21 protein-coding genes are annotated in these 20699 nt (G+C 61.1%); 3 read left to right on the top strand and 18 right to left on the bottom strand.

Annotated elements, in window-relative coordinates:
- The first annotated feature begins 340 nt into the window (after nt 1–340).
- Nucleotides 341–1147: a c-type cytochrome gene (locus H045_RS14310; RefSeq protein ID WP_041931637.1), complete on the top strand. Its 807-nt coding sequence runs from the start codon at nt 341–343 to the stop codon at nt 1145–1147.
- Between the two features lie 25 nt (nt 1148–1172).
- Here H045_RS14310 and H045_RS14315 read toward each other — a convergent pair whose 3' ends face one another.
- The 13 genes from H045_RS14315 to H045_RS14375 all read right to left on the bottom strand — a co-directional run bounded on the left by H045_RS14315 (nt 1173) and on the right by H045_RS14375 (nt 11861).
- Nucleotides 1173–1976 (bottom strand): transglutaminase family protein, encoded by an 804-nt coding sequence (locus H045_RS14315; protein ID WP_003230249.1) that lies wholly within the window; start codon nt 1974–1976, stop codon nt 1173–1175.
- A gap of 81 nt (nt 1977–2057) precedes the next feature.
- Nucleotides 2058–3467 (bottom strand): circularly permuted type 2 ATP-grasp protein, encoded by a 1410-nt coding sequence (locus H045_RS14320; RefSeq protein WP_015372743.1) that lies wholly within the window; start codon nt 3465–3467, stop codon nt 2058–2060.
- A gap of 401 nt (nt 3468–3868) precedes the next feature.
- A complete protein-coding gene (locus tag H045_RS14325; protein ID WP_003230246.1) occupies nt 3869–4210 on the bottom strand; it encodes a ribonuclease E inhibitor RraB in 342 nt (113 codons plus the stop codon).
- A 214-nt stretch (nt 4211–4424) separates the two neighbouring features.
- Nucleotides 4425–4661 (bottom strand): hypothetical protein, encoded by a 237-nt coding sequence (locus tag H045_RS14330; protein ID WP_003230245.1) that lies wholly within the window; start codon nt 4659–4661, stop codon nt 4425–4427.
- 103 nt (nt 4662–4764) lie between these two features.
- Complete coding sequence (locus tag H045_RS14335) at nt 4765–5370, bottom strand: START domain-containing protein (protein WP_015372745.1); 606 nt, start codon at nt 5368–5370, stop codon at nt 4765–4767.
- Nucleotides 5371–5411: 41 nt separating this feature from the next.
- Nucleotides 5412–5666 (bottom strand): YkgJ family cysteine cluster protein, encoded by a 255-nt coding sequence (locus tag H045_RS14340; RefSeq protein ID WP_003230243.1) that lies wholly within the window; start codon nt 5664–5666, stop codon nt 5412–5414.
- 160 nt (nt 5667–5826) lie between these two features.
- Nucleotides 5827–6300, bottom strand: a complete 474-nt coding sequence (locus H045_RS14345) for a hypothetical protein (RefSeq protein ID WP_032869678.1) — start codon at nt 6298–6300, stop codon at nt 5827–5829.
- 104 nt (nt 6301–6404) lie between these two features.
- On the bottom strand, nt 6405–7844 hold the full coding sequence (locus H045_RS14350) for an aminotransferase-like domain-containing protein (RefSeq protein ID WP_003230241.1): 1440 nt from the start codon (nt 7842–7844) through the stop codon (nt 6405–6407).
- A gap of 270 nt (nt 7845–8114) precedes the next feature.
- A complete protein-coding gene (locus tag H045_RS14355; protein WP_003230240.1) occupies nt 8115–8924 on the bottom strand; it encodes an OmpA family protein in 810 nt (269 codons plus the stop codon).
- Nucleotides 8921–9283, bottom strand: a complete 363-nt coding sequence (locus H045_RS14360; RefSeq protein WP_015372746.1) for a DUF4398 domain-containing protein — start codon at nt 9281–9283, stop codon at nt 8921–8923. Before H045_RS14360 ends, H045_RS14355 begins: the two co-directional genes overlap by 4 nt.
- A gap of 9 nt (nt 9284–9292) precedes the next feature.
- A complete protein-coding gene (locus H045_RS14365; protein ID WP_015372747.1) occupies nt 9293–10108 on the bottom strand; it encodes a substrate-binding periplasmic protein in 816 nt (271 codons plus the stop codon).
- A 71-nt stretch (nt 10109–10179) separates the two neighbouring features.
- Entirely contained in the window at nt 10180–11109 is a 930-nt protein-coding gene (locus tag H045_RS14370) for an electron transfer flavoprotein subunit alpha/FixB family protein (protein ID WP_015372748.1), read from the bottom strand.
- A 2-nt stretch (nt 11110–11111) separates the two neighbouring features.
- Nucleotides 11112–11861, bottom strand: coding sequence for an electron transfer flavoprotein subunit beta/FixA family protein (locus tag H045_RS14375; RefSeq protein ID WP_003230236.1), 750 nt, complete (start codon nt 11859–11861; stop codon nt 11112–11114).
- Nucleotides 11862–12378: 517 nt separating this feature from the next.
- On the opposite strand from H045_RS14375, the gene H045_RS14380 reads away from it, so the two are divergent.
- Complete coding sequence (locus tag H045_RS14380; protein WP_003230235.1) at nt 12379–14043, top strand: electron transfer flavoprotein-ubiquinone oxidoreductase; 1665 nt, start codon at nt 12379–12381, stop codon at nt 14041–14043.
- Between the two features lie 111 nt (nt 14044–14154).
- Here H045_RS14380 and H045_RS14385 read toward each other — a convergent pair whose 3' ends face one another.
- On the bottom strand, nt 14155–15048 hold the full coding sequence (locus H045_RS14385) for an AraC family transcriptional regulator (protein ID WP_003230234.1): 894 nt from the start codon (nt 15046–15048) through the stop codon (nt 14155–14157).
- Between the two features lie 183 nt (nt 15049–15231).
- Here H045_RS14385 and H045_RS14390 point away from each other — a divergent pair, with 183 nt between their 5' ends.
- Complete coding sequence (locus H045_RS14390) at nt 15232–16284, top strand: NAD(P)-dependent alcohol dehydrogenase (RefSeq protein ID WP_003230232.1); 1053 nt, start codon at nt 15232–15234, stop codon at nt 16282–16284.
- Here H045_RS14390 and H045_RS14395 read toward each other — a convergent pair whose 3' ends face one another.
- From H045_RS14395 to H045_RS14410, 4 genes are all read right to left on the bottom strand, one after another.
- Complete coding sequence (locus H045_RS14395) at nt 16285–17088, bottom strand: IclR family transcriptional regulator (RefSeq protein WP_015372749.1); 804 nt, start codon at nt 17086–17088, stop codon at nt 16285–16287.
- 121 nt (nt 17089–17209) lie between these two features.
- A complete protein-coding gene (araH, locus tag H045_RS14400) occupies nt 17210–18178 on the bottom strand; it encodes an L-arabinose ABC transporter permease AraH (protein ID WP_015372306.1) in 969 nt (322 codons plus the stop codon).
- Between the two features lie 9 nt (nt 18179–18187).
- A complete protein-coding gene (gene araG / locus H045_RS14405) occupies nt 18188–19690 on the bottom strand; it encodes an L-arabinose ABC transporter ATP-binding protein AraG (RefSeq protein WP_041931491.1) in 1503 nt (500 codons plus the stop codon).
- On the bottom strand, nt 19687–20682 hold the full coding sequence (locus tag H045_RS14410; RefSeq protein ID WP_015372750.1) for a substrate-binding domain-containing protein: 996 nt from the start codon (nt 20680–20682) through the stop codon (nt 19687–19689). Before H045_RS14410 ends, araG begins: the two co-directional genes overlap by 4 nt.
- Between the last annotated feature and the right edge of the window lie 17 nt (nt 20683–20699).

Raw genomic sequence — 20699 nt, forward strand, 5'->3', positions numbered from 1 at the left:
AGAAAGATGTCACGCCAGATCGCGATACTGGATTCAACGGCACGCATTTGACGCTCAGGAATAACAACAAAAGGCAGTCAGCCATGTTCAAGCATTCGAAAGTACGTCAGGCGGGACTTATTCTGTTCGCCACCACATTGATTTTGATCCTGCCCAATTTAACCAAGGTTATTGGGTAAGGATCCGATCCACTCGTTCTGTGCATCCAGCGCATCAGAATTGCAGTTTTTGACAGCACCTGCGAGGTATTGCGCATAGCGATCCCGTTGCAGGGGCTGTCTTTTTACAAGCTGATTTCCGCTATCTTGAAGGTCATTGCGACTTGAAAACGGGCTCACTGTTGAAAACATTCCTTGCGTTGTTCGCCCTGCTGCTCAGCGTGCCGGCCGGCGCCGCGCAATTGACTATCGAACTGGACCACACCAGCAGGACCTGGCAGACCGCCGACTTGCTCAAGCACCCGGATGCGCAGACGGTGCACATCGTTGATGACGTTTCCTACAAGCGCGATATGACGTATCGCGCAGTGCCGCTGGCGGTGCTGTTGCCGGGGCTTGCACCGCAGAGTCATCTGCAGGCGGTCGCCCTGGATGGGTTTGCGGCCGAACTCAACGCCGCGCCCTTGCTGGAAAAAACCGGTGCTCGCGCCTGGCTGGCAGTGGAGGACCCGGCCCACCCCTGGCCGTCCCTGACGCTTGGCAAACCAAGCGCCGGGCCGTTTTATCTGGTGTGGACCGACCCGCAGGCGGGGCCGATCAGCCCGGAGCAGTGGCCGTTTCAGGTTTCCCGAATCAAACAGCTAAAGACCGTGGCCGAGCGTTTTCCGGCGTTATTGCCCGCCCCTGAGCTGGCGGCGAATGATCCGGTCAACCAGGGCTTTGCACTGTTCCAGAAGAACTGTCTGGCCTGCCACCGGCTCAATGGCGCCGGGGATGCAGAGGTGGGGCCTGACCTGAATATCCCCTACAGCCCCACCGAGTATTTCAGCGGCGATTTTCTCAAGCGGTATATTCGCGACCCGCAGAACGTGCGGCACTGGCCACAGGCCAAGATGCCCGCGTTTGCCGCCAGTGTATTGCCCGACAGCGAACTGGATTTGCTGGTGGGGTATTTGAAGCACATGGCCGGGCGCAAAGCCCAACCGTGAGTCTTATGCTGCAGGAGCGGCGCAATCATTGCTGCTGCACCTCGATCACCGGTGTCGGCATCACCAACACTTTCGCGTGCATCTGCTCATGCCCGCCGCCCCGGCGCATGCCGCGCACGGGGCAGGCGTCGAGGTAGTCCAGGCCCACCGCCAACTTGAGGTGCCGCTGCGGCCGCGCCATCTGGTTGGTCACGTCAAAGCTGTACCACGCGTCCTCCAGCCAGGCTTCGGCCCAGGCGTGACTGGCCAGGTGCGTGCTGTCTTCGCTGTATAAATACCCCGACACATAGCGCGCCGGAATCCCCAGGCTTCGCGCGCAGGCAAGAAACGCATGGGTGTGATCCTGGCACACGCCCGCTCCGCCGGCGAAGGCCTGGGCCGCGCAGGTATCGACCTCGGTGGCTCCAGGCGTGTAGACCATGCTCTGGTTGAGCGCGTGCATCAGGTCGATCAACGCATTGCGGTCACGGCGTTGCTGACAGTGCTGGTCGGCAAAGCCGCGCAGCGCTTCGTCCGGCTCGGTCAGGCGGGTGCAGCGCAGAAAGGGAAACGCCGACTGGCCCTCATGCTCGGCTTCGCGCAGCTCGTCGATATCCACCTGGCCGCGAGCGCGGATAACGATTGCATCGTGGGGTTCATCCAGGGTCAGCACATGCAGGATGTTGCCGAACGGGTCCACTTGGGCGCGCACCGGACGTGGCAGATCGAGTTGCCAACTGATGACCTGCTGGCGTTCGCTGTCGTGGGGAGTGAGGCGCAGGTACTGGATGCTGGCGCGCACCGGGTCTTCGTAGTGGTATGTGGTTTCGTGACTGATAGAGAGTCTCATGGGGCCTCCGCGCAGGAACCGTGGATGGTGTCGCCCAACGTGCGCACCACGTAGATGAAGGAAGTTCGACTCAACATGGCCTCAATCCTCCACCACCCAAGTGTCCTTGGTGCCCCCACCCTGGGACGAGTTGACCACCAGCGAGCCTTCGCGCAGCGCCACACGCGTCAAACCGCCGGGCACCACGCGGGTTTCCTTGCCGGACAACACGAACGGGCGCAGGTCGATATGGCGCGGTGCAATGCCGTTGTCGACGAAAGTCGGGCACGTGGATAAACACAGGGTCGGTTGGGCGATATAAGCGTGGGGTTTGGCTTTGACGCGCGCGCGAAAGGCTTCGATTTCGGCTGCGCTGGATGCCGGCCCGACCAGCATGCCGTAGCCGCCGGAGCCCTGGGTTTCCTTGACCACCAGGTGCGGCAGGTTGGCCAGCACGTGGGACAATTCATCAGGCTTGCGGCACTGAAAGGTCGGTACGTTCTTCAGGATCGGTTCTTCGTCCAGGTAAAAGCGGATCATCTCGGTGACGAAGGGGTACACCGACTTGTCATCCGCCACGCCGGTGCCAATCGCATTCGCCAGCACTACATTGCCGCAGCGATAAGCCGCCAGCAGGCCGGGCACACCGAGCATGGAATCGGGGTTGAACGCCAACGGGTCGAGGAACGCGTCATCGAGGCGACGGTAGATCACATCCACGGCCTTGGGTCCGTCAGTGGTACGCATGAATACGTGGTCATCGCGCACGAACAGGTCGGCGCCTTCCACCAGCTCCACACCCATTTCTCTGGCCAGGAACGCGTGCTCGAAGAAGGCGCTGTTGAAGCGTCCCGGCGTCAATACCACGACGCAGGGGTTGTCGATGGGGCTGGCGCTCTTGAGGGTGTCGAGCAGCAGGCTGGGGTAGTGATCGATCGGCGCGATGCGCTGGGCGGCAAACAGTTCAGGGAACAGGCGCATCATCATTTTGCGGTCTTCGAGCATGTAGCTGACACCGCTGGGTGTACGCAGGTTGTCTTCCAGTACGTAGTAAGTGCCATCGCCATCGCGTACGAGATCGATCCCGGAGATGTGGGAATACAGGTTGCGGTGCAAATCCAGGCCCTGCATGGCCAGTTGGTATTGCTCGTTGGCCAGCACCTGCTCGGCGGGAATGATGCCCGCCTTGATGATGCGCTGTTCGTGATACAGGTCGGCAAGAAACAGGTTCAGCGCCTTGACCCGCTGAATGCAGCCGCGCTCGACAATCTGCCATTCACTGAGCGGTATGCTGCGGGGGATAATGTCGAAGGGAATCAGGCGTTCAGTGTCTTGCTCGTCGCCGTAGAGGGTGAAGGTGATACCCGCTCGGTGAAACAGCAAATCGGCCTCGCGCCTGCGCTGGGCCAGCAGTTCGGGCGGGGTCTGCGCCAACCAGCGGGCGAATTCACGGTAATGGGGACGAACCTGCCCTGCCCCGTCGTACATTTCGTCGAAACAAGTGCGGATCATGCCGAACTCCTTGTCACCCGGACATACGGACCTTCGCAAGGCCCGTACCATCGGCATAAACACTTAAAAATCAGTGAGTTGAATAACTACCCGGATATGTCCACACCGTCCTGGTGCGCATAACTCCCGGCGCATTGCTCGCCTGCGTCATCGCAAGGCGGCGTTTTACTATCAACAGCATAGTCAGACTTGATTTCACTGCGCAGCTGAAGCTGCGGATAATCGCCAACATCTGCTGAACAGGACGCGTCCTACAGTTTCAGCGCAACGATCTTCCCTTTAGGCCACCCAACTTGGGTGGCTTTTTTTTGCTGTCGAAAGATCCGCGCAGTGTTTTCCCACAGCACAAACAAAATCGGCCGACCCAAAGGTCAGCCGATACGCAGCGTTTGTGCAGACGGCTACATGGGTAACCCACGCACCTGATGCTTGACGCCCCACCCTTCAATGATCCCGCCCAACGGCTCGACCACCGCTTCAAAGTCTTGCTCGAAGTCTCCTATGCCGTCGTAGGTGGCTGACATGATCTTGCTCAATTCCAGGTACCAGGCGCCATCATCGCGTGCGCTGACCTGGGCATTCAGGGACTCCCCGCGAAACTCACCCGCAGCCCTGCGCGCCCGTTCTTCATCCGGGAAAATCGCGTAGAACTCGATGGGGTGAAACCGTGAAAAATCAAAACCGCCTTCTTTCATGCGGCGTAGAACGTGGGTGCTGATGTCTTCTTGATAGGCTGTGCTCATGAAACGTCCTCCTCAAACTGATGGATAGACTTTCCGTGCCTCCCGAAGCCCGCGCGCTGTTGGCGCGAGCACCACGGCAATGACTGCACCGCAGGGAAAACAAGCATGTAGCTGACAAGACCAGTACCTAGCGAATCATTCGCTGATCTCGCTTGCAGAGTAGCGCGAAGCTATCACCTCCACCAGAGGGGCTGCGCTGGCAAACAAGGAATGTTCAGGCGGCGGGCGAAATGTCGAGGATCTGGATACTGTTCTGATCCTTGAGGATCTTGACCGTAGGCTCGGGCTTGCGGCCTTCAAGGTCATTGAGGTCGAGTTCTGCGGCGACCGGCACGAGTTTGTTGCGAATCATGTGCGCCGCATCTTCGAGGCTGGGCTTGTGCTCGCAGTCGAACTGCTCCACGGACTGCACACCGTGATCGTCAACGAAGGTAATTTGCCACATTTGCATCGGTGCCTCCTCGATAAAACCCATGTGTGGGCTCACATCCATCTGGACCTTGAGGGCTCGTCAAACGTTCCGCTCAAGGCCGCAGGCACCTGATCGAGAGCAATTATTTCTCGGCGTGTTCCTTGAGGGCTTTCAAGGTGTTGAACGGCGCATCGACCACGAACTTGTTGGCCAGCCAGGACGGCACGCTGCCGCCAGGCTCCGTGTGTACCTGATAGGTGACCTCGGTCTGGTTATCACCCTTGGGCACCAGCTTCCAGAATCCTTCGACCTGCGCCACGCGTACGTAGCCTTTTTCTTCCGGCTTGTAGGTCGGCACGCCCTGCAATGTACGCGTTATGCCGCCATCGGCATTTTTGGTGGTGGTGATGTGGGTGTAGGAATCGCGATCAGTCACCGGGAAAGGTGCGTTGAACTGGGTGTAGGTCCAGGCTTCATTGCCCTTCTTGTCCACCAGCTTCTGGGATTTGCATTCGTGAATCCATGAACAGGCAGCGGCGACATCTTCCTGCAGCGCCTGAATCTTCGCCACGGGCGCCTTGATCAAGGTGACACCGCGATAGGCCTTGTACTTGGAGCCGGCAACCTCGCTCAGGGACACCTTGATGCCGTCTTCGTCCTTGGCCACCTGCCAGTCCTCGGCCTGCGCGGTGGCCGCAAACAACATCGTGAAACCGCACAACACAGCCATTCGTTTCAGCGAACCCATCGTTGTATTCCTTATTGTTGAAGTTCCTAGAGTAAAGCCCATCAAGCCGCCGTCATCTGCTCCCACCAGCCGATCAGCCGAATGGCATCAGCCTGGTCGGTGCCGCATACCTCCAGGTCCGCCTTGAAGTCACTGCACACAGCCGGCCGCTCGGGCTTGCCGAACAGCTGGCATAGCTGTTCGACCGACAGGTGCAGGCAGCGCTCGCCCGCCGGCTTGCCCTGGGGCATACCGGGTAACGGCGAACTGATGGAGGGGGCAATGCAGCAAGCGCCACAGCCTTCACGGCATTTCATGACCAACAGGTCCTCGACGACTCAATGGGATGGCGGGGCTAGGGTACGCCCTTGAACAACCGTTTTAAAATGGTCCAACAAGGGTTTTTCACGCAAAAAAACAAGTGACTGACCAGTCCGCGACAGATGGTCGAGCCAGGGCGTCACTTGCTCACAATAGTTATTGCTTGAATTCGAAATCCAGCGCGGCGCCTTCCACATCACGACGTTCTTCATTGCGCAGTTGCAGCTTCATCTCGTTGCTGAGCAAACGGCCGTTGATCTGGAACGCGCTGTTGTCGCTGGGCTTGTCGCCGAACATCGGCGGTAGCAGCGGCACGCTTTTGGGTTTGGGCATGGTACCGATCGGCTGTAAATGCCTGACCATGTCCGAAGGCAGTGACAGGTCCAGTTGTGCTGGTGGCAGTTTAGTCTGGGCGACCTCACGGGCTGACTTGGATTTTTTTCTGGCCGAGGCGCGCTTTTTCTTCGCGACCGTGGCTTTCTTCGCCTGCGCCGTTTTCTTGGTGGAGGCCGCCTGCGCGGCGCTTGCCGCAGATTTGGCGTCCGACACGGGCGCGGCCGCCATTGCGACGCCGACGTTGCACAGCGTTAACAGGCCAATCATTCCTACAACGCGAAAAATCGAATTCATATCGCCAACAGCATTAACGGCAGAAGGCCATATGCTCGCTTGTTGTGCGCGGCATGACAAGCACGACACGCACAGCCCTGTAGGAATTGTCCCGGTTCCGCACCTCAAAGGCCGGCGCTTGTCTCCTGACACAACTGGCTGGCCAGCATCCCCAGCGTCATCAGCGCCCGCTCTGCCTCGCGGTTCCACGGCGTGCCACAGTTGAGCCGAATGCAGTGGTTGAACTGCTCTGTATTGCTGAAAATCAGCCCCGGCGCAATGCTGATGCCCTGTTGCAGGGCACGCACATGCAACTCCTGCGTATTGACGCGCCCCGGCAAGCTGACCCACAGGATAAAACCGCCGGTGGGCCGGGTCATCTGCGTGCCTTCGGGGAAGTACTGCTGCACCGCCAGTTGGAAAGCGCTGAGGTTCTTGCGGTATTCCTGGCGAATGTAACGCAGGTGGCGATCATAGCCACCGTTCTCCAGGTAGGCAGCAACGCCCATCTGCGTCACGCTGCACGCCGAATGGGTGCTGAACATCTGCAGGCGCTGGATCTCCTGTTGATATTTGCCGGCGATCATCCAGCCAATGCGCACACCGGGCGACAGCGTCTTGGAGAAGCTCGAGCAGTAAATCACCCGATCCAGGCGGTCGTAGGCTTTCAGCGCCTTGGTGCGGCCCAGTTCGAACATCAGCTCGCCATAGATATCGTCTTCGACAATCTGGATATCGAAATCCGAGGCCAGACGCAGCAACTGCTTCTGCCGCTCTTCGGGCATGGTGCCGCCCAGCGGGTTGCTCAAGCGTGTGGTCAGCACCAGCGCCTTGATCGACCATTGGTTGGCCGCCAGCTGCAACGCTTCCAGGCTCATGCCGGTGGAGGGGTCGCTGGGAATCTCGATCACTTTGAGGCCGAGCAGGTCGGCCAGTTGCAGCAAACCGTAATAGGTCGGCGACTCGGCGGCGATCAGGTCGCCGGGGCGGGTCAGTACGCGCAGGGACATCTGCAACGCGTCGACGCAGCCGTGGGTGATCACCACTTCGGATGGATCGACCACCACGCCGGCATCACGCATGCGGATCGCCACCTGGCGGCGCAGCGGCTCGAAGCCGGGGCTGAACATATAGCTGAAGGCCCGAGGGCTCTGAAAGCGCGTAACCTTGGCCAACTGCTGATGCAGCGCCCGCACCGGCAGGTAGTCGACACTCGGCACAGCGGCGCCCAGTGGAAACACGCCTTCGCGGCGCGATTCGCCCAATACCTGTTGAATGATGCTGCTGCGGGTCACCAACCCCGGGCGCTCTACCCGAGCTATATCCGGCGTGGGCGCGGTGAGCGCGGGCGTCTGGTGCACGTAATAGCCGGACTGCGGCCGCGCCCGGATCAACCCCTGGTCTTCCAGGTTAGCGTAGGCTTGCAAAACCGTGGCGTGACTCACATTGAGCTGAGAGCTCATCTTGCGCACCGAAGGCACGCGCTCCCCCGGTTGATAGACACCGCGCCGGATGTCCTCAGCCAGTTGCTGGGCAATACGTTGGTAAAGCAACAGATTGGTCATGACGCAGCACTCGATTTCACGGGCGTTTTATTTTTGTGTGAAACATACCGGCACAGTTTAGAAGTGTACGGGGACAGTTGCCACAATAGTCGAGGGCGCGCGGCAGTGACAGCAAAAACTGTAACGGTTGCAGATAGCGTTTCCAGCGGTACAGAAACACATGTGGGAGGGGGCTTGCTCCAGATAGCGGAGTGTCAGTCAATGATGTTGTGACTGATCCACCGCTATCGGAAGCAACCCCCCTCCCACAGTTTGACCTGCGCCAGGCTCCTAGCGGGCGGCGCCCAGCTGGCCCTTGGCGTCGGAGAAGACGATTTCAACCCGGCGATTCTGCGCCCTGCCCCGCTCGGAAGCATTGGCCTCCACCGGGTACTGGTCGCCATACCCTTCAACTTGCACGCGCTTTTCGTCGATACCCAGGTCCACCAGCACATCGGCCACCGATTGCGCACGGTCGCGGGACAGCCTGAGGTTTTCCTGCTCGCCGCCGGTGTTGTCCGCATAACCCTCAATACGCACCACGCGCTTGGGGTTCAGTTGCAGGAACTGCACGATTTTCAGCACTGTGCGGTTGGCCGAGTTTTTAAGCTCAGCGTCCCCCGTGTCGAACAGCACGTCACCCAGGGTCATCACCAAACCGCGGTCGGTCTGAGTGGCGAGGCTGGTGATTTGCTCTTCGAGCCACTTGCCCTGCTGTTGCACGCTCGACAGCTTGCTTTCGCGCAGGGCCAGTTGCAGCCTCTGGCGCTCCAGTTCCAGCTTGGCGCCGCGTTCTGCATTGAGCCCCTGCTCGGTATGTTCACGGGCAATCGCGCTGTAGCGACGGCTCAGGTAGGCGTAATGCTCCACATCGGCACCGCTGCCCCAGTAACTGGACAGGCGGTCGGCACGGGCCAGTGACTCACCGGCGCGGATCACATCCTTGGGCGCGAAGCGCAGCACATTGGCGTCTTCCTTGACCTTCTGGAAATCGCCGCCCGCCTGCTGCAGAGCCAGCTCGCTGTTTGGATGGGTGGCGCAGCCGCCCAGCATGGCGCCGGCCAATAGCAAGGCGCTCACCCCATGAATCAGCCGGCTCATTGGGCTTCTCCCAACTGCAGTTGCTTGCGCAAGCGGGTGATGCGGGTGTTGAGCACGTTCAACTGCTCCTGGCTCTTGCGGGTCAGTACCTGGGCTTCGGCCAGGCGGGCATCCAGTTCGGCCTGCTCAGCCTGCATGCGCGCGCCCTTGTAGGACTGCTCGGCCATGTCGGCCTCGGCCCGGGCGAATTTGTCTTCGGCCCATTTCAATTCGGCCGACTCTTCGGCGACGGCACCGACCGCATTGGCTTGCTCAAGCGCTTGCCGGGTCAGGCGCAGCTGTTCATTCGGCGCAGGATCGGCTGCACATCCCGCCAGCGCGACAACGGCGAGGGCCGCTAAAAGAGGTCGAAAAGTCACTGAAAATCCCTACTGTGTTGAGGTGCCGACGGGTTGCTGCAATTGCGCCTTCCAGCGTTCCAGATTGCGCTGCAACGCAGCTTGCGCCACATCGGACGCGGGCAATTCTGTCATCTTTTTCGCCAGCTGTCCGCGCAGCCACGGATCATTGCAGGCCGAGTTGTGGGAAATGGCCAGGTACAGGCCGGGCTGATCGATGGGCACCTCGCGAGCCACCAGGTCGTTGCTCATGCCCAGGCTCTGGGCCATGGCCATGCCGGAATAGCGACTGGCGAGCACGTAGTCCACTTCCCCCAGCAACAGTTTCTGGAAGGCCGGGGTCAGCGTGGGCAGGCGTTGCAGGCTGAGCTGCTGACTGGCGAAGGTGTCGAAATCCGCACTCAAGCGTGCCCGCTCCGACACCGCGCCTGGGTGGCCGTGCAGATCGGCCGCAGTGCTGTAGACCAGGGCGGAATCCTTGCGGGTCCAGACGAGGTAGTCGAGTTGCATCAGCGCCGGGTGAATGTAGTCCAGAGTTTGCAACTCGCCGAGGTTCAGCGGCGCGTCGGCGAGGATGTCCATGCGCCCGCTGCGCACTTCATCCAGGGCGGCGGCGCGTTTGCCGCCGTAGAGCAGGTCGATTTTCAGACCGAGGTCCTTGGCCACCTGCTGCAGCACATCGGCGGTGGCGCCGATCAGGTGCGTGGGGTCTTGCGGGTCGCGCCAGAGCAGCGGCGGTGCATCCGGGCTGCCGGTGATGACCAGGCGATCACATTTGCCGGCGGCTTGCGCCAGGGTTGGCAGCAGCGTGAGGCCCAGCAATACGGTCCAGGGGCGCAATTGCATGGCGAAGCTCTCCGAAAGTCAAAAAAAAGCCCGGTCACAAGACCGGGCTCTTTATAAGTGAAGCGACTGGATTAGACCAGCTTCTCCAACTCGGGTACGGCTTCGAACAAGTCCGCCACCAGGCCATAATCAGCCACCTGGAAGATCGGAGCTTCTTCGTCCTTGTTGATCGCAACGATCACTTTGGAGTCCTTCATGCCAGCCAGATGCTGGATCGCGCCGGAGATACCGACGGCGATGTACAGCTGTGGCGCAACGATTTTGCCGGTCTGACCGACCTGCATGTCGTTGGGCACGAAACCCGCGTCGACGGCAGCGCGGGAGGCGCCGACCGCAGCGCCCAGCTTGTCGGCCAGGGCGTATAGGTGCTTGAAGTTGTCGCCATTCTGCATGCCACGCCCGCCGGAAACGACGATCTTGGCAGCGGTCAGCTCAGGGCGATCCGACTTGGCCAGCTCTTCGCCAACAAAGCTGGAAGTGCCCGCATTGTGGGCGGCGGAGACGGCTTCAACCGCGGCCGAACCACCCTCGGCGGCGACCGGGTCGAAACCGGTGGCGCGCACGGTGATGACCTTGATCGCGGCGCTCGATTGCACGGTGGCAATGGCGTTACCGGCGTAGATCGGGCGCTTGAAGGTGTCGGCGCTTTCGACCGAGATGATCTCGGAGATCTGGTCGACGTCCAGCTGTGCAGCCACCCGTGGAAGGATATTTTTGCCGTTGGAGGTGGCGGCGGCCAGGATGTGGCTGTAGCCCTTGCCCAGCTCTGCCACCAGCGGCGCAACGTTTTCCGGCAACTGATGCGCGTAGGCAGCGTTGTCGGCGTGCAGCACTTTGCTTACGCCAGCTATTTTTGTAGCAACCTCAGCCACCGGGCCTGCGCCCTCGCCGGCTACCAACAGGTGAATATCGCCACCGATTTTAACGGCAGCGGCCACGGTGTTCAGGGTGGCCGGGGCCAGCACCTTATTGTCGTGTTCAGCGATTACCAAGATAGTCATGATCAGATTACCTTCGCTTCATTCTTCAGTTTCTCGACCAGTTCAGCCACCGACTTGACCTTGATGCCCGCGCTGCGGGCAGCCGGCGCTTCAACCTTGACGGTCTGGTTGGTAGAGGCGGTGGAAACGCCCAGCGCTTGCGGCGTCAGCGACTCGAGCGGCTTCTTCTTGGCTTTCATGATGTTGGGCAGCGACGCGTAGCGCGGCTCATTCAAACGCAGGTCGGTGGTGACGATGGCTGGCAGTTTCAGGGAAACGGTCTGCGCGCCGCCGTCGATCTCGCGGGTCACTGCCACGCTGTCGCCGCTGACTTCAACCTTGGAAGCGAAGGTGCCCTGACCGTAACCGGTCAGCGCAGCCAGCATCTGGCCGGTCTGGTTGTTGTCGCTGTCGATGGCTTGCTTGCCGAGGATCACCAGCTGCGGCTGTTCCTTGTCGACAACGGCCTTGAGCAGCTTGGCCACGGCCAGGGAGGTCAGGTCTTCAGCGGACTCGACCAGGATGGCGCGGTCGGCGCCCAGAGCCAGGGCGGTGCGCAGTTGTTCCTGAGCGGTGGTGGGGCCGATGGAAACCACGACGATTTCGGTCGCAACGCCTTTCTCTTTCAGGCGTACGGCTTCTTCCACGGCGATTTCACAGAAAGGGTTCATCGACATCTTGACGTTAGCAAGGTCGACGCCGGAATTGTCCGCCTTGACGCGAACTTTCACGTTGTAATCGACAACGCGTTTGACAGCTACAAGAACCTTCATGGATTCCTCGTTACTCTCCGGTGAAAAGAAAGTCGCCTAGGCGAACCTGGCGGTTGATGCTCATCGGCACACAAGGGCACCTCCAAAAACCTCGGCGTGTGACCTCGATCACGGGCAGTGACCGTTCGTCAGGGGGGACTGACAGGTCATTCTTGTATGGCGGCATGTAAACTGCGCGCGCTTTGCTGAGCGCACCTGCCTTGGCCTGTTTTTGGACGTGCTCCTGGAACCCGCAGTCTGCCTACGGTAAGCGCAAAACCGACCGTATATTGACCGGAACGCCTATTCTGGTCAATACGGCAAAATAGCCAGTCATAAGCCGCGTTGCTTTGATTTACCTAGCCTGCGGGCGATTCAAACAAACGTTTGTATTGGACGCTCATGGTGGTGTAGATATAATGCGCGACCTAGAATGCGCCACCTAGAGAGAAAGGTGAGCCCTGCCATCGCCGCACGGCCGCACCGAACCTCCACCCATTAGAAAAAAGCCCGTTGAGCCTTGAGTAGGAGATAGCCTGTGGAACGCGAATACATGGAATTCGACGTGGTCATCGTCGGCGCCGGCCCTGCAGGCCTGTCCGCCGCCTGCCGCCTGAAACAGAAGGCCGCTGACGCCGGCAAGGAAATCAGCGTCTGCGTGGTCGAGAAAGGCTCCGAAGTCGGCGCTCACATCCTCTCCGGTGCGGTGTTTGAACCCCGCGCCCTGAACGAACTGTTCCCGGACTGGAAAGCCTTGGGCGCCCCGCTCCACACGCCCGTGGTGCGCGACGACATCTATGTACTGCGCAGCCCCGACGCCTCCACCAAGGTGCCCGACTTCTTTGTGCCCAAGACCATGCACAACGAAGGCAACTACATTATTTCCCTGGGCAATCTGTGCCGCTGGCTGGCCCAGCAGGCCGAGAACCTGGGCGTGGAAGTCTACCCAGGCTTCGCCGCCCAGGAAGCGCTGTTCGACGAGAACGGCGTAGTGCGCGGGATCATCACCGGCGACCTCGGCGTCGACCGCGAAGGCAAGCCCAAGGAAGGCGTGTACACCCCCGGCATGGAACTGCGCGGCAAGTACACGCTGTTCGCCGAAGGTTGCCGTGGGCATATCGGCAAGCAACTGATCCAGCGCTTCAACCTGGACAGCGACGCCGACGCCCAGCATTACGGCATCGGTCTCAAGGAAATCTGGGAAATCGACCCAGCCAAACACCAACCCGGCCTCGTAGTGCACACTGCCGGCTGGCCGCTGGACATCATGGGCACCGAGAACACCGGCGGCTCGTTCCTGTATCACCTGGAAAACAACCAGGTGGTGGTCGGCCTGATCGTCGACCTGTCCTACAGCAACACCTTCCTGTCGCCCTTCGATGAATTCCAGCGCCTCAAGCATCACCCGGTGCTGGCCCAGCACCTGGAAGGTGGCAAACGCATCAGCTACGGCGCCCGTGCCATCTGCAAAGGCGGCCTGAACTCGCTGCCGAAAATGGTATTCAAGGGCGGCGCGCTGATCGGTTGCGACCTCGGCACTCTGAACTTCGCCAAGATCAAAGGCAGCCACACCGCGATGAAATCCGGCATGCTCGCCGCCGACGCCGTGGCCGATCGTCTGTTTGCCGAGTCCGAAGGCGGTGATGAACTGACCGCTTACGTCGACAGCTTCAAGTCGAGCTGGCTGTACGAAGAACTGTTCGCCAGCCGCAACTTCGGCGCTGCCGTGCACAAGTTCGGCGCCATCCTCGGCGGCGGTTTCAACTGGCTGGACCAGAACATCTTTGCCGGCAAGCTGCCCTTCACCCTGCACGACAACAAGCCGGACTACGCCTGCCTGAAGCTGGCCAAGGACTGCAAGAAGATCGACTACCCCAAACCCGACGGCAAGCTGAGCTTCGACAAGCTGAGTTCGGTGTTCATCTCCGGCACCAACCACGAAGAAGAGCAGCCCTGCCACTTGAAGTTGAAAGACCCGAGCATCCCGATCGGCACCAACCTGCCGCTCTATGATGAACCGGCGCAACGCTACTGCCCGGCCGGCGTGTATGAGGTCGTGACGAAGGAAGACGGCGAGAAACGCTTCCAGATCAACGCCCAGAACTGCGTGCACTGCAAGACCTGTGACATCAAGGACCCTTCGCAGAACATCACCTGGGTATCGCCGGAAGGCGCGGGTGGGCCGACTTACCCGAATATGTAAACCAGCTGCTTGAGAAGAAGGCTCCCAGACGGGGGCCTTTTTTACGGTCGGAAAAGGCCAGTCGACTCGGTCAAGCCCGCTCCCACATTGACCGAGCTGCATCAACAGAATCTAGGCAGCCCGTTCTTCGCCGGGATTACGCTCAAAATAGCGCTTGTACTCGCGACTGAACTGCGACGTGCTCTGATACCCCACGCTGTGCGCCGCCTGCGCCACCCCCATGCCTTCCGCCAGCAGCAACTGCTGGGCCTTCAATAAACGCAGACGCTTGAGGTACTGCACCGGCGACAACAGGGTGCAACGCTTGAAGTGCTCATGAAAGGTCGACGCACTCATGTGCGCATACCCGGCCAGGGTCTCGATATTCAGCGGCTCGGCGTAATGGGCATGCAGGTGACTCAACGACGTGGCGATGCGCGAGAATTGCCCCTGTTGCTCGACCAGGGCGCGCAACACATCGGCCTGCGGGCCACGTAACGCAGTGAACAGCAATTCGCGTACCCGCGCCGGGCCCATGATGCGGCTTTCCAGCGGGTCGTACAGACATTGCAACAGCCGCTCCACGCAACCGCGCATGGCATCATCGAGCACCACAGAGCTCATCGACGCCAGGGTCTGCGCCGTCGGTGGCGGCCCGGCCTGCATGCCCATGGCCATCACCAGTTCGCCCAGCACCACCCGGTCGATGCCTACGGTCACGCCGTACAGCGGTGCATCGTCGGCCATGGCAAAGGTCTCGCATTCGAACGGCACCGGCATCGCCTGGATCAGGTAATGCCCGGCGCCGTATTCGAGGGTACGCGGGCCCAGGTACGCGACCTTGCTGCCCTGGGCGACGAACATCAGGCTTGGCTCATAAATCTGCGGCCCGCGCGCCACATCGCAACTGGCACGCAACACTTTTACGCCCGGCAGACAGGTCGGGGAAAAACCATCGCGGGGCGTCAGCCCCTCAATCAGGGAAACCAGCGTGGCGTTGGCGTCGAGATGGCGGGTCAACAACATGGCAAAAAACTTCGCAAAAAAGGGATGAGAGCATCATCGCAGGTCTGGCGGCCAATGCATCCAAACCAGGGGCACTCCCGGACGAATAGGCATAACACCCGGAGCAATCACCATGGCCGCACGCAGGCTTGGCGGGGAGAATGGCACGCCTCACTTGTTTATTGTTCCTGCGAGGTTTTCCCTATGTATACCGCTATCGGTTACGCCGCCCAGTCGGCCACCACTCCCCTCGCCCCCATGTCGTTTGAACGCCGCAGCCCGCGCGCCGATGACGTGGCCATCGAGATTCTCTACTGCGGCGTCTGCCACTCCGATATCCATCAGGCGCGCAACGAATGGGGCATCGCCGTGTACCCGTTGATGCCGGGCCACGAGATTGTCGGCAAGGTCACCGCCGTCGGTGCCAGCGTGACCGCGCATAAAGTCGGCGACCTGGTGGGCGTTGGCTGCATGGTCGATTCGTGCCGCACCTGCGCCGCGTGCACATCGGACCTGGAGCAATATTGCCTCGAAGGCCCGACCATGACCTACGCCACCCCCGATCGCGTGGACGGCAGCAACACCATGGGCGGTTACTCCGACAGCATCGTGGTCAGCGAGCATTTCGTGGTGAAGATTCCGGCCAAGCTCGACCTGGCCAGCGCCGCGCCGATCCTCTGCGCAGGCATCACCACCTATTCGCCGCTCAAGCACTACGGCGTCAAGGCCGGCGACAAGGTCGGCATCCTCGGCATGGGCGGCCTGGGCCACATGGGCATCAAGTTCGCCAAGGCCATGGGCGCCGAAGTCACGCTGTTCACCCGCTCCGCGAGCAAGGCCGAAGAAGGCCGTCGCCAGGGCGCCGACCATGTGATCGTGTCCACCGACGCCGAGCAAATGAAAGCCGCCGCCGGGCACTTCGACTTCCTGCTCGACACCATCCCGGTGCAGCACGACATCAACCCCTACCTGGATACCCTGCGCTTTGACGGCGTGCATATCCTGGTCGGTTTGATCGAGCCGGTGGACCCGCCGGTGAATGCCGCCAAGCTGGTGCTGGGCCGCAAAGTGCTGGCCGGATCGTTGATCGGTGGTATTGCCGAAACCCAGGAAGTCCTGGATTTCTGCGCCGAGCATGGCATCACCTGCGACATCGAAATGCTCGACATCCGCCAGATCAACGAGGCCTTCACCCGCATGATCGCCGGTGATGTGAAGTACCGCTTCGTCATCGACATGGCGACCCTCAAGGCCTGATCAGGCTTTGGCGCCCAACTCCGCGGACAGCCGGGCCGCCACCTGTTTGATCACAGGGATCAGCTCGGCCATTTTCTCCAGCGGCATATAGGGCACGGTACTGGCGATGCTGATGCCGGCGACGATTCGCCGGCTGGCATCGCGCACCGGTGCCGCCACGCAACGGATCGACGGTTCGTTGTCTTCCAGATCGAACGCGTAACCGCCCACCACGTATTCATGCATGCGCTGCTCGAACTGCGCCCAGGACTGTTCCGGGTGCTGCGGCCACTGCAGGTTTTTCCCACCCTCGGGCAGGCTGGCTTCGTACAAGCGCTGCCACTCCGCCACACTGTCATCGAGCAGCATCGCCTTGCCCACTCCGGTACGCGCCAGCGGCATGCGATGGCCGACCCGCGAGCGCATTTCCGGGCCATTGCGGCCAGGGTTCTTGTGCAGGTAGAGCACGTCGTCATACTCACGGATGGCCAGGTGGATGGTGTCGCCGGTCAACGCCGACAGCTCATCCAGGTACGGCACCGCCAGACTCACCAGCGGCAATTCCTCGCGCGCCTGAAAGCCCAGCTCGATCAGTTTTGGCCCCAGCAGATAGCCGACTTGCGGCACCACACGCAGATAACGTTCCTCCACCAGGCAACTGGCCAGGCGGTGTGTGGTGCTGCGGGTAGTGCCGATGCGCCGGGCGATCTCTTTCAGATCCCGTGCTCCGGCGGCCACCGCCTGCACCACGCCCAAGCCACGCAGCAGGGTCTGGGTGCCGGTGGGGGCGGCGTCTTTGCCGGGGGTGTCGGATGTTTCCTGCATATCGGGGCCTATAAGTGTGAACGCGGCAGCATTATGGCAAATACCCAACATCAAAACAGTGCAGATCCAATGTGGGAGGGGGCTTTCCCCCTCCCACATTGATTCCTCGCAGAGCTTGAGGTCAGCGTTGCTTCATGCGGTCTATCACCACCGCCAGCAACAGGATCGAGCCGCGGATCACGTATTGGTAAAACGTGTCGATGTTCTTCAGGTTCATCGCGTTTTCGATGATCGCCAAAATCAGTACCCCGGCAATCACATGGCGGATCATGCCGATGCCGCCGCTCAGCGATACCCCGCCCAGCACGCAGGCCGAAATCACTGTCAGCTCGAAACCCTGGCCGATCATCGGCTGGCCCGAGGTCATGCGCGAGGCGAGGATCACCCCGGCCAGTGCGCCGATCAGGCCGTGCACGGCGAAGATGATGATCTTGGTGCGGTCCACATTGACCCCGGCCAGCAGCGCCGCTTCCGGGTTGCCGCCGATGGCCATGGTGTTGCGCCCGTAGGTGGTGTAGTTGAGCAGCCAGCCGAAGAACACGAAGCACACGATGGTAATCAGGATCGGCACCGGCACGCCCAGCAACTGGCCGTTGCCGAAGATGAAGAACTGATCCTGGGACACGCCCACCGCCTTGCCGTCGGCAAAGATGTAGGCCAGGCCGCGCACGATCTGCATGGTCGCAAGCGTGGTGATCAACGCATTGACCCGCAGCTTGGCGATCACGATGCCGTTGATCAGCCCCACCAGCAGGCCCATGCCCAGGGCGGCGCCGATGCCCAGCATCACGCTGTCGGTGTCACGCATTACAATCGCCGCCACCACGCCTGCGCAGGCGATCACCGAGCCCACCGACAGGTCGAAGTGCCCCGACGCCAGGCAGAACAGCATGGTGCAGGCGGCGATGCCCACCGTGGAAATCGCCAGGCCCAGGCCGCGCATGTTCAGCGGCGAGAGGAAGTTGTCGATGAGCAAGGCGCACAGCACGAAGATGCTCACCGCCGCCATAAGCATCGCCCAGTTATCCAGCAGCGCGCGCAGGTCCAGGGGTTTGCGCGCTTTGGGCAACGCGTTGTCTTGGGTTGTCATAGTCGTCTCTCAGTGGGCCGGGCCGCGCGGCAAGGCCAGCTGCAGCAAGTTGGATTCAGTGGCGTGTTCACGCCGTTGTTCGCCGCGCAGAGCGCCTTCGCACAGCACCAGAATGCGGTCGGAAATCCCCATCACTTCCATCAGGTCGCTGGACACCACGATCACCGCAATGCCGCTGGCGGCCAGGTTGTGGATGATCTGGTAGATCTCCGACTTGGCGCCGATATCGATGCCCCGCGTCGGCTCATCGAGCAGCAGCACCTTCATCGGCATCGACAGCCAGCGACCCAGAATGGCCTTCTGCTGATTGCCGCCGGACAGGTACATGATTTTCTGCTCGGCGTTGGGCGTCTTCACCTTCATCGCCTGGATCTGCTGGCCGGCGTTGCCCTTTTCCCAGCTGTCGCGCAGCAGCCAGCCAAACGAGGCGTGGGCGCCACGGGCGCTGATATTGATGTTTTCCGCCACGCTGGACAGCGGGATGATGCCTTCCTTCTTGCGGTCTTCCGGGCACAGCAGCACGCCGGCGTCGATGGCATCGCGCGGGGAGCGCAGGTGCAGGGTTTCGCCGCACAGCTCCAGCTGCCCCGCCGTGCTGCGCTCCAGCCCGCAGAGCAGCCGAAACAGCTCGGTGCGCCCTGCCCCCACCAGCCCGAACAGCCCCAGAATCTCGCCCTTGCGCACCGCGAAGCTGACCGGCTCGCGCAGGCCCGGCCCGAGCAGCCCGTCGACCTTGAGCGCCACCTCGCCATGCTCGCGCGGGCGGTAGTCGTAGATGTCCTGGATATCGCGCCCGACCATGCAGGTCACCAACTGGTCGTGGGTCAGCGCGCTCATGTCCTCGAACGTGCGCACGTAGCGCCCGTCCTTGAACACCGTGACCGCGTCGCAGATGCGGAACACCTCTTCCATACGGTGCGACACGTAGAGCACCACTTTGCCCTCATCGCGCAGGCGCGCGATGATCGCCATCAGTCGGTCGATTTCCCGCGCCGAGAGGCTGCTGGTGGGTTCATCGAAGGCGATCACATGGGCGCCACGGGACAGCGCCTTGGCGATTTCCACCAATTGGCGCTGGCCCAGGGACAGGCGGCCGAGCTTTTCGTCCGGGTCGATCTCGTCGGCCAGGCCCTTGAGGCAGGCCAGCGCCTGCTTGCGCAACAGGCCGCCGTTGACCACGCCAAAACGCGACGGCAGGTGGCCGAGGAACAGGTTCTCCGCCACGCTCATTTCCGGCACCAGGTGCAGCTCCTGGTGGATCACCGCCACGCCGCTGGCAATGCTGTCAGCGGCGCATTTGAACGCCATGGTCTGCGCGCCGATCTGCACCGAGCCACTGCTGGGAATGTAGGCGCCGCCGAGGATTTTCAGCAGCGTCGACTTGCCCGCGCCGTTCTCGCCCATCAGCGCATGCACCTGCCCCGGGTGGGCGGTAAAACAGATGCCGTCCAGCGCCTTGACCCCGGGAAAGGTTTTGCCGATACCCTCAAAACGCAGGGCGGCCGCACTCATTTCCACAGCCCGATTTTGGTCAGTTCTTCCTTGAAGTTTTCCCGGGTGATCAGCGTCACTTCATCCATCGCCGTGTATTTGGGCGGTTCGGTGCCCTTGGTCACCCACTCGTACATCATCAGCGCGGTGTTGTAGCCCTCGATGTGCGGGCTGGGCAGCATCGAGCCGAAGAAACCGCTGTTGGCCTTCTTCAATTCGCCGATGGCGTCGGTGCCGTTGATGCCGATACCGATCACGTTGGCGGCGGCAAACCCGGCGCTTTCGGTGGCGCGCACGCCGCCGAGCACGGTGTTGTCGTTCATGCCGCCGATGATCAGGTTTTTCGCGCCACTGGGCAGCTTGACCAGCGCCGAGTTGGTGGCGTCCATGCTGCCCGGAACGTCCAGGGTTTTCAGCGCGGCGGTGAGGATGTGGTCCTTGGGAATGCCGGCTTCTTCAAGGGATTTGATCGAACCGTCGGTGCGTTTTTTACCGGTGTCGAGTTCGTTGAAGGTGTTGATCACCGCGTAGGTGTCCTTCCAGTCCCAGCCACGTTTTCTCGCTTCGGCGGCCATCGCGGCGCCCTGCTTCTGGCCCACTTCAAACGCAGCCATGCCCAGGTACGGCACGTCCTCCATGAACGCACCCTTGGCGTCGACGAAACGGTCGTCCACGGCAATCACCTTGAGGCCGTTGGCCTTGGCCTTGGCGACAATCGCCGGGCCGAGGGACACGTCTGGCGGGCAGATCACAAAGCCCTTGGCGCCGTTGGCGGCAAGGCTGTCGATGGCCGACAGGGTTTTCTCGCCATCGGGCACGGCGATCTTGATCACGGTGAAGCCGTGTTCCTTGCCGGCTTTTTCGGCGAAGGCCCATTCGGTCTGGAACCAGGGTTCTTCGGCCTGTTTGACGAGGAAGCCGATTTTTACTTCTTCAGCAGAAACAGCCCCACTGAAAGCCAATGCAAATGCCACGGCACCCAGGGTTTTCTTAAGCCTGTTTTTAACCAGCATGAACCACCTCATTCTTG

The sequence above is a fragment of the Pseudomonas poae RE*1-1-14 genome (assembly GCF_000336465.1).
Classification (GTDB): domain Bacteria; phylum Pseudomonadota; class Gammaproteobacteria; order Pseudomonadales; family Pseudomonadaceae; genus Aquipseudomonas; species Aquipseudomonas poae.